General features: G+C 72.6%; 16 protein-coding genes and 1 tRNA gene. 6 read left to right on the forward strand and 11 right to left on the reverse strand.

The window, feature by feature from the left end:
* Positions 1–6 precede the first annotated feature (6 nt).
* Together V5O40_RS00740 and V5O40_RS00745 are read left to right on the forward strand one after the other, a co-directional pair.
* Positions 7–936, forward strand: coding sequence for a ribonuclease Z (locus V5O40_RS00740; RefSeq protein WP_332903601.1), 930 nt, complete (start codon positions 7–9; stop codon positions 934–936).
* Positions 933–1,463: a GNAT family N-acetyltransferase gene (locus V5O40_RS00745; protein WP_332903602.1), complete on the forward strand. Its 531-nt coding sequence runs from the start codon at positions 933–935 to the stop codon at positions 1,461–1,463. The genes V5O40_RS00740 and V5O40_RS00745 overlap by 4 nt, the downstream gene beginning before the upstream one ends.
* 89 nt (positions 1,464–1,552) lie before the next feature.
* Here V5O40_RS00745 and V5O40_RS00750 read toward each other — a convergent pair whose 3' ends face one another.
* Together V5O40_RS00750 and V5O40_RS00755 are read right to left on the reverse strand one after the other, a co-directional pair.
* Positions 1,553–2,923: a cystathionine beta-synthase gene (locus V5O40_RS00750; RefSeq protein WP_269739789.1), complete on the reverse strand. Its 1,371-nt coding sequence runs from the start codon at positions 2,921–2,923 to the stop codon at positions 1,553–1,555.
* Positions 2,924–3,005: 82 nt separating this feature from the next.
* Positions 3,006–3,362: a YkvA family protein gene (locus tag V5O40_RS00755; RefSeq protein ID WP_164446080.1), complete on the reverse strand. Its 357-nt coding sequence runs from the start codon at positions 3,360–3,362 to the stop codon at positions 3,006–3,008.
* Positions 3,363–3,501: 139 nt separating this feature from the next.
* Here V5O40_RS00755 and V5O40_RS00760 point away from each other — a divergent pair, with 139 nt between their 5' ends.
* The 3 genes from V5O40_RS00760 to V5O40_RS00770 all read left to right on the forward strand — a co-directional run bounded on the left by V5O40_RS00760 (position 3,502) and on the right by V5O40_RS00770 (position 6,759).
* The gene (locus tag V5O40_RS00760) at positions 3,502–4,554 is read left to right on the forward strand and encodes an SGNH/GDSL hydrolase family protein (RefSeq protein WP_332903603.1); all 1,053 of its coding nucleotides are present in this window, start codon (positions 3,502–3,504) and stop codon (positions 4,552–4,554) included.
* A 52-nt stretch (positions 4,555–4,606) separates the two neighbouring features.
* Entirely contained in the window at positions 4,607–5,410 is an 804-nt protein-coding gene (locus V5O40_RS00765; RefSeq protein ID WP_332903604.1) for an SGNH/GDSL hydrolase family protein, read from the forward strand.
* Positions 5,411–5,499: 89 nt separating this feature from the next.
* Entirely contained in the window at positions 5,500–6,759 is a 1,260-nt protein-coding gene (locus V5O40_RS00770) for an acetyl-CoA C-acetyltransferase (protein WP_332903605.1), read from the forward strand.
* A 279-nt stretch (positions 6,760–7,038) separates the two neighbouring features.
* Here V5O40_RS00770 and V5O40_RS00775 read toward each other — a convergent pair whose 3' ends face one another.
* The 3 genes from V5O40_RS00775 to V5O40_RS00785 form a co-directional block, all read right to left on the reverse strand.
* Positions 7,039–7,332: a hypothetical protein gene (locus V5O40_RS00775; RefSeq protein WP_332903658.1), complete on the reverse strand. Its 294-nt coding sequence runs from the start codon at positions 7,330–7,332 to the stop codon at positions 7,039–7,041.
* A gap of 230 nt (positions 7,333–7,562) precedes the next feature.
* Entirely contained in the window at positions 7,563–8,396 is an 834-nt protein-coding gene (locus V5O40_RS00780) for a Bax inhibitor-1/YccA family protein (protein WP_093406384.1), read from the reverse strand.
* Between the two features lie 149 nt (positions 8,397–8,545).
* Positions 8,546–8,626 (reverse strand) — tRNA-Leu (locus V5O40_RS00785).
* 101 nt (positions 8,627–8,727) lie between these two features.
* Between V5O40_RS00785 and V5O40_RS00790 the strand changes: the two genes are divergently transcribed.
* Positions 8,728–10,563, forward strand: coding sequence for a hypothetical protein (locus tag V5O40_RS00790; RefSeq protein WP_332903606.1), 1,836 nt, complete (start codon positions 8,728–8,730; stop codon positions 10,561–10,563).
* Positions 10,564–10,597: 34 nt separating this feature from the next.
* Here V5O40_RS00790 and V5O40_RS00795 read toward each other — a convergent pair whose 3' ends face one another.
* The 6 genes from V5O40_RS00795 to V5O40_RS00820 all read right to left on the reverse strand — a co-directional run bounded on the left by V5O40_RS00795 (position 10,598) and on the right by V5O40_RS00820 (position 16,535).
* Positions 10,598–11,923 carry an NAD(P)/FAD-dependent oxidoreductase gene (locus V5O40_RS00795; RefSeq protein WP_332903607.1) on the reverse strand — a complete coding sequence of 442 codons (1,326 nt, stop codon included), beginning with the start codon at positions 11,921–11,923 and terminating at the stop codon, positions 10,598–10,600.
* Between the two features lie 155 nt (positions 11,924–12,078).
* Positions 12,079–12,642 (reverse strand): hypothetical protein, encoded by a 564-nt coding sequence (locus V5O40_RS00800; protein ID WP_332903608.1) that lies wholly within the window; start codon positions 12,640–12,642, stop codon positions 12,079–12,081.
* Between the two features lie 176 nt (positions 12,643–12,818).
* Entirely contained in the window at positions 12,819–14,171 is a 1,353-nt protein-coding gene (locus V5O40_RS00805) for a DUF58 domain-containing protein (protein WP_332903659.1), read from the reverse strand.
* Positions 14,172–14,215: 44 nt separating this feature from the next.
* Positions 14,216–15,223, reverse strand: a complete 1,008-nt coding sequence (locus V5O40_RS00810) for an AAA family ATPase (RefSeq protein ID WP_164446087.1) — start codon at positions 15,221–15,223, stop codon at positions 14,216–14,218.
* Complete coding sequence (locus V5O40_RS00815) at positions 15,223–15,810, reverse strand: hypothetical protein (RefSeq protein WP_332903609.1); 588 nt, start codon at positions 15,808–15,810, stop codon at positions 15,223–15,225. The genes V5O40_RS00810 and V5O40_RS00815 overlap by 1 nt, the downstream gene beginning before the upstream one ends.
* Complete coding sequence (locus tag V5O40_RS00820; RefSeq protein WP_332903610.1) at positions 15,807–16,535, reverse strand: DUF4129 domain-containing protein; 729 nt, start codon at positions 16,533–16,535, stop codon at positions 15,807–15,809. Before V5O40_RS00820 ends, V5O40_RS00815 begins: the two co-directional genes overlap by 4 nt.
* Between the last annotated feature and the right edge of the window lie 59 nt (positions 16,536–16,594).

Genomic DNA, 16,594 nt, shown 5'->3' on the forward strand with positions numbered 1-16,594 from the left:
GCGGCCGTGTCCATGCGCGAGCTGGTGGTGCTCGGCACGGCGAGCCAGGCGCCCACCCGGACCCGCAACCACAACGGGTACGTGCTGCGGTGGGACGACGAGGTGATCCTCTTCGACCCCGGCGAGGGCAGCCAGCGGCAACTGCTGCACACCGGCGTCACCGCCACCGACCTGACCCGGATCTGCGTCACCCACTTCCACGGCGACCACTGCCTCGGCCTGCCCGGCACCATCCAGCGCCTGTCCCTGGACCGGGTGCCGCACCCGGTGGCGGTGCACTTTCCGGCCGGCGGTGCCGACTACTTCGCCCGGCTGCGACACGCCAGTTCCTTCCACGAGACCGCCGAACTGGCCGTGGCGCCGATCGAGACGGACGGGCAACGGATCGCGCTGCGCTGCGGGACGCTGGAGGCGCGTCGGCTGCGGCACCCCGTCGAGACGTACGGCTATCGACTGGTGGAGCCGGACGGGTGCCGGATGCTGCCGGAGCGGCTGGCCGCGTACGGCATCGCCGGGCCGGCGGTCGGTGAGCTGCTCCGCACCGGTCACCTCGACCTCGACGGGCGTCGCGTCACCCGGGACGAGGTGAGCACGCCACGGCCGGGGCAACGGTTCGCCTTCGTGATGGACACCGGCCTCTGCGACGGGGTGTACGCGCTGGCCGAACACGCCGACCTGCTGGTCATCGAGTCGACGTTCCTGGAGTCGGAGGCCGCGCTCGCCGTCGAGGTCGGGCACCTCACCGCCGGCCAGGCGGCGCGGGTGGCGGCCGAGTCGGGGGTACGCCGACTCGTGCTCACCCACTTCTCCCAGCGGTACGCCGATCCGGCCCGCTTCGCCGACGAGGCCCGCCGGCACTTCGACGGGGACCTGGTGATCGCCGAGGATCTGGTCACGGTTCAGGTGCCACCCCGGCGGGTACTCTCGGCTGGGTGAGCGTCACGCTGCGTCCGGCGGAGTCGGCCGATCTCCTGCCGGTGGGCGCCCTGCACCAACGTTCCCGGGTCGCCGCCTACTCCTCGTTCCTGCCGGCGGAGGCGCTTGCCGACCCGACACCGGAGGCGATGGGTGAGTACTGGGTGCAGCGATGGACCTGGGAGCGGGTCGACCACCTGATGACGGTGGCCGAACGGAACGGCACCCTGGCCGGCTTCAGCTACTTCGGTCCCGACGACGCGGGCGACCCGGCGACCGGCCTGCTCAACGCCATCCACCTGGAGCCGAGCGAGCGGGGCCGCGGTGTCGGCCGGGCGTTGATGGTCGACGCCCTGACCAACATGCGGGCGCGAGGCTGGCGCCACGCGGTCCTCTGGGTGCTACGCGACAACACCCCCGCCCGCCACTTCTACGAGCGTGGCGGCTGGCGCCCCACCGGCCAACAGCGCGACGAGATGATCGGCCAAGCCCTCACCCCCCAACTCCGCTACACCCGCCCCCTCCAACCCCCCACCCCACCCCGTTGATCATGAGGTTGGCGGCATCGTGGAGATCGACAACTGCCGCTAACCTCATGATCGACACTGGGTGGGTGGGTGGGTTGGGGGTGGGAGGTTCAGCGGGCGCCTAGGTGGGCCAGGAGGTCCTGGCGGGTGAGGACGCCCTTGGGTTTGCCGTCGATCAGGACCAGCGCGGCGTCGGACTTCTCCAGCAGGTTGACCGCCTCGCTGACCGGCTGGCCCCCGCCGATCATCGGCAGCGGCGGGCCCATGTGCCGCTCGATGGTGTCGTGCAGGTGCGCCTGACCGGTGAAGAGCGCGTCGAGCAGGTCCTTCTCGGCGATCGAGCCGGCCACCTCGCCGGTCACCACCGGCGGCTCGGCCTTGAGCACCGGCAGTTGCGAGACGCCGTACTCGCGCATGTAGTCGATGGCGTCGCGAACCGTCTCGGTCGGGTGCACGTGGACCAGTTCGGGCAGGCCACCCGGCTTGCCGGCGAGTGCCTGCGAGACGGTGGGCTCCGAACCGGAGGCGTCGAGGAAGCCGTAACGCGCCATCCAGGCGTCGTTGAAGATCTTGGAGAGATAGCCCCGGCCGCCGTCCGGCAGCAGCACCACGACCACGTCGTCCGGGCCGGCGGTGCGCGCCACCTCCAACGCCGCGACCGCCGCCATGCCGCAGGAGCCACCGACGAGCAGGCCCTCCTCGCGGGCCAGCCGCCGGGTCATCTCGAAGGACTGCTTGTCCGAGACCTCGATGATCTGGTCGGCCACGCTCCGGTCGTACGTCTCCGGCCAGAAGTCCTCGCCGACCCCCTCGACCAGGTACGGCCGACCGGTGCCGCCGGAGTAGACCGAGCCCTCCGGGTCGGCACCGATGATCTTGACGGCGCCGTTGGAGGCCTCCTTCAGGTAGCGCCCGATGCCGGAGATGGTGCCGCCGGTGCCCACCCCGGCCACGAAGTGGGTGATCCGTCCCTCGGTCTGCTTCCACAGTTCCGGGCCGGTCGTCTCGTAGTGCGAGCGCGGGTTCGCCGGGTTGGCGTACTGGTTGGGCTTCCACGCGCCGGGGATCTCCCGGGCCAGCCGGTCGGAGACGTTGTAGTACGAGCGGGGGTCCTCCGGCGCGACGGCGGTCGGGCAGACCACCACCTCGGCGCCGTACGCCCGCAGCACGTCCTGCTTGTCCTGGCTGACCTTGTCCGGGCAGACGAACACGCAGCGATAGCCCCTGAGCTGGGCCACCAGGGCCAGCCCGACGCCGGTGTTGCCGCTGGTCGGCTCGACGATGGTGCCGCCCGGGCGGAGAATCCCCGCCGCCTCGGCGTCCTCCACCATGCGCAGCGCGATCCGGTCCTTCACCGACCCACCGGGGTTGAGGTACTCCACCTTCGCCAGCACCGTCGCCCGGATGCCCTCGGCGACGTTGCGTAGCCGTACCAGCGGCGTGTTGCCGATCATTTCGACGACGTTGTCGTAGTACTGCACCTCGTTGTGCCCTTTCGCTCCGGCACCGGCACGCCAGGCCGGGCGAGTGAACCAGGTGGAATTCCCGCCCAGGGTACGTCGGTCAGCGCACCACGTGGCCCGGGACCACGTTGCTGCGACGTGCCTCCCACTCCAGGAAGCGCTCGGTCTCGGCGAGCACCGCACCGGCCAGCCAGGTGACCATCACCGCGTCGTCGATCAGCCCGAACACGGTGAGGAACATTTCCGGTACCGCGTCGATCGGCGAGACGATGTACGCCGTGGCGGCGGTCATCATGGCCAGCCGCAGCCCGCCGTCGTACTGGCCCCGGGCGGTGGCCGCGATCATCCTGGGCAGCGCCCCGATCCGGGCGCCGAGCGACGGCCCACCCCGGGCGCCGGCCGTCATCGCCCGCGCCAGCGCCGCGAACGCGGCACCTCGCTTCAACGTCTTAGCCATCGTCGTGCTCCTCTCCACGTGCAGCGTGACGCCCCGCCGCAACACCGTCCCTCCAAGTACCCAGGACGGTCGATTTCCAGGCACCGTAGCGCCGCAACGATGACAGCAGGGCGTCAGACGGGCGCGCTAATGTCACGGTATGGGGGTCGCTGGTTCCGTCGTACCGGATCGTCCGCGCTGGCGGCGCACCCTGCGGGTGGCCCGGCTCGCGGCCATCGGCACGGGCGCCACGGTGGCCGCCGCGGCGGCGACCACAGGTGTGCTCCTCGGTCAGGCCCGGCAGGCCCGACGCACCATCCCGATGGCCGAGGCGCCGCCACCACGCTGCGACGGCATCTACGGCCCGAAATTTCCCGGCTCCCCGATCACCATGGTCGTGCTCGGTGACTCGTCGGCCGCCGGTTACGGGGTGCACCGACGCCGTGAGACGCCGGGCGCGTTGTTGGCCACCGGCCTGTCCCGGCGACTCCGGCGGCCCGTCCGGTTGCACCGGTTCGCGGTGGTGGGCGCCATCTCGGCCGGCTTGAAATTCCAGGTCGAGGCGGCCCTGGAGTGCCACCCCGACGTCGCGGTCATCCTGATCGGCGGCAACGACGTCACCAACCGCACGCCGCCTGCCCTGGCCGTGCGCTACCTCGTCGAAGGGGTCCGGGCGCTGCGCGCGGGCGGCGCCGAGGTGGTCGTCGGGACCTGCCCCGACCTGGGCGCGATCCGACCCATCCAGCCGCCGCTGCGCTGGTTGGCCCGCCGGTGGAGCCGGCAACTCGCCGCGGCGCAGACGGTCGCGGTGGTCTCGGCCGGTGGTTGGACGGTCTCGCTCGGCGACCTGCTCGGTCCCCGGTTCACCGCCGAGCCCGGGCGGATGTTCGCCTGGGACCGGTTCCACCCCTCCGCCGAGGGTTACGCGGCGGCTGCCGCCGCCCTGTTGCCGACGGTGCTCTCCGCGCTGGGGCACGGCGGCGAACGCAGGCCTACGCCAACGCGTCTCGAAGGCGTACGGTCGTTGCCGAAGGCCGCGCAGGAGGCGGCTCGGCATCCGGGGACGGAGGTCAGCGGTACGCAGGTCCGCGGCAGCGAGAGCGGCCCGGCCGGCCGTTGGGCGCAGCTGCGCCGGCGGGCATTCTTCGGTGTCGGTCCGACGCCGCAGGTTGCCCCCACCGTCGACTCACCCGCAGTGGAAGGATTCTCATGACCGAGCGGATCAGGGGCCGGTTCGGCTCCGGCGCCGGCCCGAGGCGGGCATCATGACCGGTCTTCCTCCCGGCGACCGGGTAGCCGCCCGCGTCGCCCGCACCGCCGCGTTCTCCCTGCTCGCTGGCGCGCTCGGCGGAGCCGCGGTGCTCGCCGGCGAGGCCGTGGTGGCACGCAACCGGCGCTACGCCCAGCCGGAACTCGGCCTGGCACTGCGGGCCACCGTCGGTCGGGCCGGCGCCCCACCGCTGCGTCTGGTGCTGCTCGGTGACTCCGCCGCCCTCGGCGTCGGCGTGGACCGGCTCGGCGACACCATCGGCGGGCAGTTGGCGGAGTTGCTCGCCGAGGGGCCGGGTGGGCGGCAGGTTCACCTGTCCAGCGTCGGTGTCTCCGGCTCCCGCTCGACCGACCTCGCCACCCAGGTGGCCCGGGCGCTGCTCGGTGAGCGGCCGGACGTGGCGGTCATCCTGGTCGGCGCCAACGACGTCACCGGCATGCGCCGGCCGGCCGAGGCTGCCGCCTACCTCGGCGCGGCGGTGCACCGGCTGCGGCACGCCGGTGTCGAGGTCGTGGTCGGCACCTGCCCGGATCTCGGCGCGGTACGCGCGATCGCGTCGCCCCTGCGGCAGGTCGTCGGCTGGCTGGGGCGCCGCGTCGCCCGGGCACAGACCGGTGCGGTGCTCGACGCCGGGGGGACGGTCGTCGATCTGGCCACCGAGACGGGTCCGGTGTTCCGGGCCGACGCCGGCACCTTCTGCCACGACGGCTACCACCCCTCCGCCGACGGCTACCGGGTCTGGGCGCACGCCCTGCTGCCCGCGGTGGTCGCCGCAGCGGCCGTCACCCCACGCCACTGAACCCGTCCGCTCGTCCGGGTGTCCGGGGTGACATTTCCCGGCGCCCGGAAAACTTCCGCCGCAAGTTACCGGCGAGTTAACGTGACCGTATGCCGATTGAGTCGTCCCGCGACGCCGTCATCGTCGCCACCGCCCGCTCCCCCATCGGCCGGGCCCACAAGGGGTCCCTACGGGATCTCCGCCCGGACGATCTGGCCGCCACCATCGTGCAGGCGGCCCTGGACAAGGTGCCGCAGCTCGACCCGCGACAGATAGACGACCTCTACCTCGGATGCGGCCTGCCCGGCGGGGAACAGGGCTTCAACATGGCTCGCGTGGTGGCCGTGCTGATGGGTCTCGACGGTCTGCCCGGCGCGACCCTGACCCGCTACTGCGCCTCCTCGTTGCAGACGACGCGGATGGCCATGCACGCGATCCGGGCCGGTGAGGGTGACGTCTTCGTCTCCGCCGGGGTCGAGATGGTCTCCCGGTACGCGCGCGGCAGCTCGGACGGCCTGCCGCCCGAGGCTCAGGCCCTGCTCGGCGGCTGGGAGAACCCCCGATTCGCGGCGGCACGTGAGCGGTCCAAGGCCCGCGCCGAGGCCGGCGCGCCGGTCTGGACCGACCCGCGCGAGAAGGACGCCCTGCCCGACGTGTACCTGGCCATGGGGCAGACCGCCGAGAATCTCGCCCAGGTCCACGACGTGACCCGCGCGGAGATGGACGCCTTCGGCGTACGCAGCCAGAACCTGGCCGAGAAGGCGATCGCCGACGGGTTCTGGGCCCGGGAGATCACCCCGGTCACCACGCCCGACGGCACGGTGGTCAGCACCGACGACGGCCCCCGCGCCGGGGTCACCCTGGAGGCGGTCGCCGAGCTGAAGCCGGTCTTCCGCCCGGACGGCCGGATCACCGCCGGCAACTGCTGCCCCCTCAACGACGGGGCCGCCGCCGTGGTCGTGATGAGCGCCCAGCGGGCCGAGGAACTGGGCGTGACTCCGCTGGCGCGGATCGTCTCCACGGGTGTCACCGCATTGTCGCCGGAGATCATGGGCCTCGGCCCGGTGGAGGCGAGCCGGCAGGCACTCGAACGCGCCGGGATGACCATCGACGACGTCGACCTGGTCGAGATCAACGAGGCGTTCGCCGCCCAGGTGATCCCGTCGTACCGCCAGCTCGGCATCCCCGAGGAGAAGCTGAACGTGATGGGCGGGGCGATCGCCGTCGGTCACCCGTTCGGCATGACCGGTGCCCGGATCACCGGCACGCTGCTCAACGCCCTGCAGTGGCACGACAAGACCGTCGGCCTGGAGACCATGTGCGTCGGCGGCGGGCAGGGCATGGCCATGGTCGTCGAGCGCCTGAGCTGACATCGCGCCCCGGCGCCGGTCGGCGGCCGGCCGACGCCGGCGGTCGGCGGACGCAGTCGGCGGTCGGCAGACGCAGTCGGCGGTCGGCGGCTCGCGACATGCGGCAACCTGGGCCATCAAGCCGGCGGGAGACCCCCGCTTGCCGCATGTCGCGACCGAATATGGGGCCGTTGGGCAGACCGACGGCCCCACGGCCCGCCCGGTCGGCCCGCACGGTCGGCCCGCACGGTCGGTCCGCGTGGTTCGGCGCGGATGTTCGGCCGCCCGGTCAAGCCGGGTCTAGAGCGCCGTTCGGGTTGCGGTCACCTCGGTCGCGGCCCGGGCCAGGGCCTCCTCGCTCGGGTCCGCCGTGAGCAGGTCGGCGGCGACCACCCGGAGCTGGTCGGGCAGGGCGAGGTCGTTGTCGAGTCGGGGCACGTCCCGGCGTGGCTGCCCTTCCGCGTCCGCGGCGAGGTTGGCGATCTCCTGCACCAGCCGGTGCACCAGATCCGCCCGGGACACGTTGCCGACCGACGCCGCGGCCGACCACCGTGGCTGCTGCCAGTGGCTGACCTGCCGCACCAAGAGCTCCACCCCCCGCGCGACCGCCACCCCCCGTTCGCCACCTTCTCCACCCGCCACCCCCCGCACTCTACGCACCCCACCCTCAGCCTCGTCGATCTTGCACTTCTGGTCGCCGAGATGCCCGGTCTGATCGCTTTCGCGGGGACGAAAAGTGCAAGATCGACGCAGTTGGGGGGCGGGGAGACGACGGCGCCCGCCCCGGGGTGGGGCGGGCGCCGGTCGGTCGTCGGGCGGCGAGGTCAGTCGTCGCCCTGGAAGTAGCTCAGCAGACGCAGCATCTCGATGTAGAGCCAGATCAGGCTGACCAGGATGCCGAACGCGGCAACCCACGAGTAGCGCTGCGGCAGGCCCATCCGGACGCCGTCCTCGACCTCCTTGAAGCTGAGCACGAAGCTCAGCGAGGCGACCACGATGCAGACGATGCTGAACCCGATGGCCAGCGGGCTGCCGTCCCGCAGGCCGGTGTTGACGCCGAAGAGCGCCAGCACCAGGTTGATCAGCATGACGGCGAACAGGCCGGCCATCACCGCGATCATGCCCTTGACGAACTTCGGCGTCGCCCGGATGACCCGTGCCTTGTAGAGCATGGCCATCACGAAGAAGACGCCGAAGGTCGCGGTCACCGCCTGGAGCACGATGCCGTCGTACAGCGATTCGAAGAACTTGCTCACCGCGCCGACGAGGACACCCTCGACGACGGCGTACGCGACGACGAGCGCCGGGTTCGCCATCCGGGAGAACGAGATGATCAGGCCGAGCACCAGGCCGACGATGGCCGCGCCGATCCAGGCGACGCCGAGCAGCGCGTCGGGCACCAGCGCCCACGCCGCCGCGGCGGCGACACCGACGATGGCCAGGAGGGTGACCGTCTTGACCACCACGTCGTCGATCGACATGGGGGTGACCGCCGGCGGGGCTGACGGAAAGCCGGGCGCGCCCGGGTAGCCGGCCTGCGGCGGAACCTGCTGGGGGTAGCCGGGCTGTCCGTACGGCCCGGACGGGGCGTACCCGGCGGCCCGCTCCCGCTCGGCCGCCTGGCCGAGCCGGGCGAGCACCGGGTTCGAAGTCTTCACTGTCTGGCCTCCCTAAGGGGGTCTCGTTGCACGTCAACGTGCAATACAAGAGTAAACGTCCCGCACAGCCCAGTGGTGATCGGAAGGCTGAGCGAACGCTGAGAGTGCCCGGTGCGGGTCGCCAGCGCCGGACCCTGCGGACGGCGGGGTGCCCGGGGCGGGGGTCGAACCCGCACGCCTTGCGGCAGCCGCTTTTAAGGCGGCCGTGTCTGCCGTTCCACCACCCGGGCGGGTGACACCGGGGCGCCAGCGCGAACGGTGCAGTGCCACGGTAGCGGGTTCGTCGCCACTGCGGCGTCCCCCGTCGAGCACCGCCACTAGGGTCGAGGCCGTGAGCAGCCGCGCACCCATCGCCCCCACCGACGACGTGGCCACGCAGGCGGATCACCCTCTTGCCCGGGTACGCCGGCCGCGGCTCACCCGGTGGGGCCGGACGTTCGCCCGGCATCGGATCGACCTGCTGATCGGGCTGTTCTTCGCCGCGCTGGCCGGCGCGCTCACCCACCGGCTCTGGGCCGACCCGACCGGTCTGGTGCTCGCGCTCAACCCCGAGGACCAGGTGCTCTACGAGTGGTTCCTGGCCGTCGACGCGCGGGCGCTGCTGGGCGACATCGGCCTGTCCACCGACCGGCTCAACGCGCCCGACGGGGTCAACCTGATGGCCAACACGTCGGTCATCGCCCTGGGTGTGCTGTTCGCCCCGGTCACCCTGCTGTTCGGCGCTCCGGTCACCTTCGCCCTGCTCGTGACGCTCAACCTCGCCGGCACCGCGACCGCCTGGTACCTCCTGTTCAGCCGTACGCTGCGGACCCGCCGGGCCGCCGCGACGCTGGGCGGTGCCGTGTGCGGCCTCACCCCGGGCATGGTGTCCCAGAGCAACAGCCACCTGCACATGACGGCGCAGTGGCTGCTACCGGTCATCGTCTGGCTGGTCGTACGCCTGCTGCGGGCCGCCGAGCCCGCCCCTGGAGCGACGGGCGGGCCCGACCGACGCCGGCTGACCACCTCCGCGCTCGGATTGGCCGCCGTCGTCTCCGTCCAGGTGTTCATCGGCGAGGAGGTGCTGTTCCTCGCCGCGCTCACCCTGCTGGTGATGGCGGCGACGATGGTCGTCACGGACCGTGACCTGGCCCGCCGGGCGCTGCCCGCCTTCACCGGTGCGATGGCCCTCGCCACCGGTGCGGCCCTGCTGGTGCTCGCCCGGCCGCTGTGGTTCCAGTTCGCCGGTCCACTCGGCGTCGCCGACGGCATGTTCAGCCCGCACTACTTCTCGGCCGACCTGCGCAGCTGGTGGGCGGTCTCGCCGCTGTCCCTGGTCGGGAACGAGCGCACCGCCCGGCTGAGCACCGGCCCGGCCGAGTACAACACCTTCCTGGGCTGGCCGCTGCTGGTGGTCACCGTCGGCTGCGTTGTCTGGCTGGGCCGCCGTCCGCTGGTGCTGGCCTGCGCCACCGGCATTCTCGTGATGGGTGCGCTGTCGCTCGGTCCCGAGGTCGTCTTCGACGGCGAAGGCACCGGTCTGCCCGGGCCGTACGCGCTGCTCGGCGGCCTGCCGGTGGTCGACGGCGCGCTGCCGATGCGGTTCGCCCTGGCCGTGCCGCCGCTGATCGCGACGCTGCTGGTGCTGGCCGTCGACCGGGCACTACGCGGCACAGGCCGGGTCCGCCGGCTGGCGCTGGTCACGGTCGCCGTGGCGGTGCTACCGCTGATCCCGGCACCGCTGCCCACCGCGCACCGACCGCCGGTTCCCGAGTTCATCACCGCCGGCCACTGGCGAACGTGTGTCGAGCCGGGCGGGGTGCTGGTGCCGGTGCCACTGGCCACGCCCAAGCAACCCTGGCCGATGCGGTGGGCGACCGCCGCCGACGCCGAGTTCAGCATGCCGCAGGGATTCTTCATCGGCCCGCACGGCCGGGGTGGCAGCGCCGCGATGGGCGTCGCCCCGCGCCCCACCTCCGCCCTGCTGGCCGAGGTGGCCCGCAGCGGCCTCCGGCCGGTCGTCGGGGACGAGCAGCGCCGCCGTGCGGCGACGGACGTCGAACACTGGGATGCCTCGTGCGTGGTGCTGGCCGCCGACACCGCGCACTCCGACAGCCTGCGCCTGACGTTGGAGGCACTCTACGGCCCGTCGACCCGACTCAGCGACGCCTGGTACTGGCGGGTCTGAGCGCGTGGGGCGCCGACGGCGCCCCACGCGGGACTCACACCTTCGCCGGTGGCTGGGACGCCTCGGCGAACTCCTCGCGCGGGTCGTGCAACTGGCCGAGGGCCACCACCTCACGCTTGAGCACGAACGCCAGCGTCCAGTCGACCACCACCCGGACCTTCCGGTTGAGCGAGGGGATCCGGCTCATGTGGTACGTCCGGTGCATGAACCACGCCGGCCAGCCGGTCATCTTGATGCCGTAGACCTGGGCGACACCCTTGTGCAGGCCGAGGCTCGCCACGCTGCCGGCGTGCTTGTGCTTGTAGGGGACCGGCTCGCGGCCCCGGAGCACGGCCACGATGTTGTCGGCCATCCGCTGGGCCTGGCGTACCGCGTGCTGGGCGCTCGGCGAGCAGTAGTTGCCCGGCGGCTTGGTCAGGTCCGGTACGGCGGCACAGTCACCGGCGCTCCAGGCGCCCTCGACCACCCGGTCACCGTCGACCACCTGGAGCGTCGGCAGGCAGGTGACCCGGCGTCGCTCCTCGCGCGGGAAGTCGGTCGCGTCCAGCATCGGTGACGGCTTCACCCCGGCGGTCCAGACGATGGTGTCCGCGCTGAAGCTGTCCCCGTCGGAGAGCTTGACCACCCCGTCGACGCAGGACTCCAGCCGGGTGTCGAGCCGGATGTCCATGTCCCGCTTCAGCAACTGCTGCACCGTGTAGGCGCCCATGTCCCGGTCGACCTCCGGCAGCACCCGCTGGGTGGCCTCGACCAGCACCCACCGCATGTCCGACGTGTTCAGCTCCGGGTAGTACTTCAGCGCGTGCCGGGCCATGTCCTCCATCTCGGCCAACGCCTCGATGCCGGCGTACCCGCCACCGACGAAGACAAAGGTCAGCGCCCGGCGGCGTACCTCGGGGTCGGTCGTGGCGGCGGCCACGTCCAGCTGTTCGAGCACGTGGTTGCGCAGGTAGATGGCCTCACCGATGGTCTTGAAGCCGATGCCGTGCTCGTGCAGGCCGGGGATCGGCAGGGTCCGGGAGACCGAGCCGGGCGCGACCACCACGTGGTCGTAGGTGATCTCGCGGGGCGGGCCGATGATCGGCTGTACGGTGGCGGTCCTGCTCGCGTGGTCGATCCGGGTCACCGCACCCGCCACCACCTTGCACCGGCGCAACTCCCGACGCAGCGGCACCACGGAATGCCGTGGGGAGATGTTCCCCGCCGAAGCCTCGGGCAGGAACGGCTGGTACGTCATGTGCGGCTGAGGGTCGACGACGACGACCTCCGCCTCACGGGAACTCAGCTTCTTCGACAGGCGCAGCGCCGCGTAGAGACCGACGTGCCCGGCGCCCACCACAAGGATCCGCTTCGGATTCACGCCTACCATCTTTCCCCTACCGACAGCGGTAATCCCGGCTGCGCCCCCGTTCTGTGACCGAGCACAAGGCGGCTGTGACGCCGGTAACGGCGGCCACCGTCGCCACCGCCGACGCAGCAACACCCCCCGTCACCGGCGCCCCGACGGCCCCTGGTTCACCTGCGTCGCAGCAGCCCGGCCAGCAACGCCGTCACCCCGACGGCAAGCAGCAGACCGGCCACCGTCACCGCCTGCCAGCCGCCGTCGGCGGCCCGGACACCGGCGAGTTCGAGCAGCAGCACGCCGAGCACGGACGTGGCGAGCAACACTCCCGCGGCCCGGGTGAGCCAACGCACTATCACGTCCGGATCCACCACGGCGTCGTACGGCAGCACCGCCACCAGCGCGCAGAGCGTGTGGGTCAGGTAGAGCGCCACGGCCACCGTCATCAGCCGCCACAACGCGATCGGCCGGTCGTACCCGTCGGTGGCGAGCAGCCACCCGCCGACCGTGACCAACGCGGCGAAGGTCGGCCAGAGCCGGCGCGGCGCCACCGCCGGCAGCGCCGCGACCGCCACCAACGGGCCCAGCGCCTGCCCGACCACGACCTCGGCGGGGTACGCGAGCAGCAACCCCACAAGGGTGCTGAGGAAGATCCCCACCCGGACCAGTACCGGAGTGAGGGAGATCCGCGCCGCGGCCGTCCGCACCGCCCGGACCCGACCGATGACCGACCCCATCACCGGACTGACCTCTCGCTCGCGACTGCGGGACTCCGCTGCGCTGCGTTCCTCGCGCTCACCGGACTGACCTCTCGCTCGCGACTGCGGGACTCCGCTGCGCTGCGTTCCTCGCGCTCACCGGACTGACCTCTCGCTCGCGACTGCGGGACTGCGCTGCGCTGCGTTCCTCGCGCTCACCGGCCACCCACCCGGGGGGCGGTGGCGAGCCTCGCCACGTCACGCAGCACCTGGTCGAGGCTGCCGGTGCCGGCCCACGGCACCACCGGCACCCCGTGCTCACGCAACTGCGCGATCATCGTGTCCCGGTCCAGCCGCCACAGCCGGTACGCCACCTCGACCCAGCCCCGGTCCTGCGGCGGTGACAGGTCCGCCGGAAGCGTGTCGACGGCCACCACGAACCGTCCCGAACGGGCCAGCCGGGCGAGCATCTGCGCCGACCGCTCCTCCAGCAGCGGGGTGAGCACCACCACCAACGCGTCCGCGGAGAGCAGTTGCGGGCCGAACACGTGGTCGTACGGCTCGTGCGGGGAGGACTGGGCCTTGACGTCCAACAGCCACTCCAGCACGGTCAGGTACTGCCGTCGTCCGGTTGCCGGGCGCAGCCGCCGGGCACTCGGGCCGTACTCCAGCAGCGCCACCCGGTCACCCCGGTGCAGGTAGTGCTCGGCAATGGCGGCCGCCGCCCGGACCGTGGTGTCCAGCACCGACGCCGTGCCGGTGACCCCACCGGAGCGACCCGCCTCGGCCAGCACGTCGAGCAGCACGACCACCTCGGCGTCCCGGTCGGACAGGGTGGCCGCCACGTGCAGTTGCCGGGCCCGCAGCGACACCCGCCAGTCGATGCGGCGCAGCCGGTCACCGGGGGCGAAGACCCGTACCCCGGCGAGTTCGCCCCCCTCGCCGGGACGACGCGAGTGATGCGCTCCGACCAGGCCGGCGGCCCGGGGCATCACCTCGACCGCCTCGAACGGCTCGGTCTTCGGGTACACCTTGGACCGGACCGGCTCCACGACCACCGCGCGCGAGACCAGCAGGCCCTGCGCGGCGGCGACCCGAGCGCCCGCCGGGCCCAGCGGATGCCGACCCCAGCGCAGCGCGGTACCGGCCAGTTCCAGGTCGACGGCGGTGTCCGGGGCCACCGACGTGACGAACGGGCGGTCCGCCACGGTCGGCCGACCGGCACCGGCGGGCCGGCCGGTGCCGACGACCGCGCTGCCGGCGAGACCCGCCCGTTCGACCCGCAGCCACGGTGAGACCCGGGTACGCAGCACCGCCACGTCGTAGCAGACCGCACCCGGGTTGCCGACGGTGACCGTCCCGGTCATGGCACCGCCTTCCACCAGGGGATCCTCGTCGGCGCTGAGCCACACCCGGGGCAGGTCGACGGGTCGGCGTCGCAACGCGTACGCGGTGCCGAGGGCGAACGGGACGGCCAGCACGATCAGATCCACCCGCCCCAGCACCACCGCGGCGACCAGGAGCAGGCCGGTGAGCAGCACCGCCCGGCCGAACGCCCAGGTGGGCATCCAGTTCGTCGGCGCCGGCTGCTCGCTCCGCTCACTCACGCCGGTCAGTCTCCCGGCCGGCCGGCGGCGTAGCTGGGCAGCGCGCCACTGGCCGGTGCCGGGGTGCCGTCGAGAACCTCACCGACCACGAAGGACGGATCGACGCGGCGCAGCCACATCTCCGGCCGCAGCGTGATCCGGTGTGCCAGCGCCGGGGCCGCGACGTCCTTGACGTCCTCGGGCACCACGTAGTCCCGCCCGGAGAGCACCGCCCGTACCCGGGACAGCAGCAGCAGTGCCAGCGAACCACGCGGCGACGCGCCGACCAGCACCGACGGATGCTCGCGGGTGGCCGCGGTCAGCGCCACGATGTACCGGCCCACCGAGTCCTCGACCACGACGTCCTCCAACGCCGCCTGCATGGCGCGCAGGGTGCCGGCGTCGACCACCGGCTTGATGTCGGCCTCCTCCCGGCGGCGCGCCATCCGCCGACGCAGCACCTCCCACTCCTCGTCCTGCGCCGGGTAACCGAACGACACCCGCAGCAGGAACCGGTCCAGCTGCGCCTCCGGCAACGGATAGGTGCCCTCGTACTCGATGGGATTGGCGGTGGCCAGCACGTGGAACGGCTCGTCGAGCCGGTACGTGACGCCCTCCACCGAGACCTGCTTCTCCTGCATCGCCTCCAGCAGGGCCGACTGGGTCTTCGGCGGAGTTCGGTTGATCTCGTCGGCGAGCAGCAGGTTGGTGAAGACCGGCCCGGCCCGGAAGGTGAAGTCACCGCTGCGCTGGTCGTAGAGGAAGGAGCCGGTGACGTCGGCGGGCAGCAGGTCGGGGGTGAACTGCAGACGCCGGAAATCCAGGCCCAGCGCCTGGGCGAAGGACCGCGCGGTGAGCGTCTTGCCCAACCCCGGCAGGTCCTCGAGCAGCACGTGGCCGCCGGCGAGGATGCCGGCCAGCACCAGCTCCAGGGCGTCCCGTTTGCCGACCACGACCTGGCCCACCGCGTCGAGCACGGCCCGGGCGAGGCGACCGACCTCGGTGGGGGGCATCGTCCGGCCGACGTCGTTCATCAGATCTTCTCCAGTTCGGCGACGATCGCCGCGAGGTCGCGCGGCGAAGGGGTGCGGCGGGGTGGGGTCTCCAGGAACGTCGACAGGCGGTCGCCCAGCAGGGCGCGGGCCCGGGTCGGGTCGGACTCGCGGGTGACGCCGTACTTCAGGCGCATCCGCTCGTCCGCCAGCTCGGCCAGCCGGGGCAGGATCATCGTGGTGAACCGTTCGGGACTCGTCTTGGACCACTCCAGAGGGGTCGCCCAACCGTTGACCGCTACCCGCAGCGCGTCCCGCGCGTCCCAGTTGTAGCTACCGGGTTCCTCGCCGCCCCGCGACGACGAACCCGCCTGGCCGGACTTCGCCGGTGGCGCGAGGGTGGCGACGATCCGGCGTACCACCAGCAGCGCGACCACGGCGCTGACCAGCACCAGCAACGAAACCCGCAGCCCGACCGCGCGCAGTCCGGCGACGACGACCACGGTCACCGCCACGGTGGCACCGAGCACGCCGGCGACGGTACGCAGCCGCCCGCCCCGGCGTCGCTCGGACTGGACCGGCCGCTCCTCGGAGAAGCTGAGCAGGTCGTCGATACTCGTGCTGCTCACACCGGCTCACCCCCGGCCAGTGCGGTCAGTTCGCCACGCAGCCGGCGCAGGGCCACCCGGGCCTGGTCCCGGGTCCGTTCGTCCACCGGGCGGGTGGCGTACCGGGCCTCGCGGTAGACGTTCGCGAAGCCGGCCAGCACGTCGGCGCTCACGATCGCCGGCACCCCGGTGGACGGATCACCGGCGAGCAGCCGGGTGACCAGGTCGGTGGGGGTGTCACCGGTCAGTCGGGGCACCCCGGCGACGGCGGCGGCCTCTTCGAGCCGTACCCAGCAGGCGATCACCGCGGTCCGTGGGTCGGTGGCCTGGTCGTCCAGGTCCACCAGGCCGGCGTCGACGGCGGCCACCACCTCCGCGGCGGTGCCCTCGGCACTGCGCCGGGTCGGCTGCCCGGGAAGTGCCCGGGTGACCCGCCGCGCCACCCCCCGGGCCACGGTCCACAGCAGATAGCTGAGAGCGGCGAGCAGCGCCAGCCCGAGCACCGCCACCGCCACCGTGCCGAGCCAGGACGGGATCCGGGTACGGGTCTGCTCGGCGGCCTCGCGGGGTTCGGCCGGGATCGACGGACGCGGCTCCCCGCTGGGGTACTCCAGCACGAAGGGCGCGTCCTTGACCGCGGGCGGTATCCGGCTCGCGCCGATCGACGAGTGCGCGGTGGCCAGGGTCACGGCGGCGAGCAGCGCAATCACCGCCGTCACCGGCCACCACCTGCGAAGCACGTCCATCGGTTACCTCCGGGCCGTCGGGGCGTACGGCGGAACGTCACCCGTACCGACCGCCATCG

It is taken from the genome of Micromonospora palythoicola, assembly GCF_036689795.1.
In the GTDB taxonomy this organism is placed as follows: Bacteria; Actinomycetota; Actinomycetes; order Mycobacteriales; family Micromonosporaceae; genus Micromonospora; species Micromonospora palythoicola.

Coding starts and splice junctions, on each gene's coding strand:
- V5O40_RS00765 (WP_332903604.1), top strand. CDS start 4,607: ATGACCGGTCTTCCTCCCGGCGACCGGGTAGCCGCCCGCGTCGCCCGC.
- V5O40_RS00805 (WP_332903659.1), bottom strand. CDS start 14,171: ATGCCCACCTGGGCGTTCGGCCGGGCGGTGCTGCTCACCGGCCTGCTC.
- V5O40_RS00760 (WP_332903603.1), top strand. CDS start 3,502: ATGGGGGTCGCTGGTTCCGTCGTACCGGATCGTCCGCGCTGGCGGCGC.
- V5O40_RS00810 (WP_164446087.1), bottom strand. CDS start 15,223: ATGAACGACGTCGGCCGGACGATGCCCCCCACCGAGGTCGGTCGCCTC.
- V5O40_RS00755 (WP_164446080.1), bottom strand. CDS start 3,362: ATGGCTAAGACGTTGAAGCGAGGTGCCGCGTTCGCGGCGCTGGCGCGG.
- V5O40_RS00800 (WP_332903608.1), bottom strand. CDS start 12,642: ATGGGGTCGGTCATCGGTCGGGTCCGGGCGGTGCGGACGGCCGCGGCG.
- V5O40_RS00770 (WP_332903605.1), top strand. CDS start 5,500: ATGCCGATTGAGTCGTCCCGCGACGCCGTCATCGTCGCCACCGCCCGC.
- V5O40_RS00820 (WP_332903610.1), bottom strand. CDS start 16,535: ATGGACGTGCTTCGCAGGTGGTGGCCGGTGACGGCGGTGATTGCGCTG.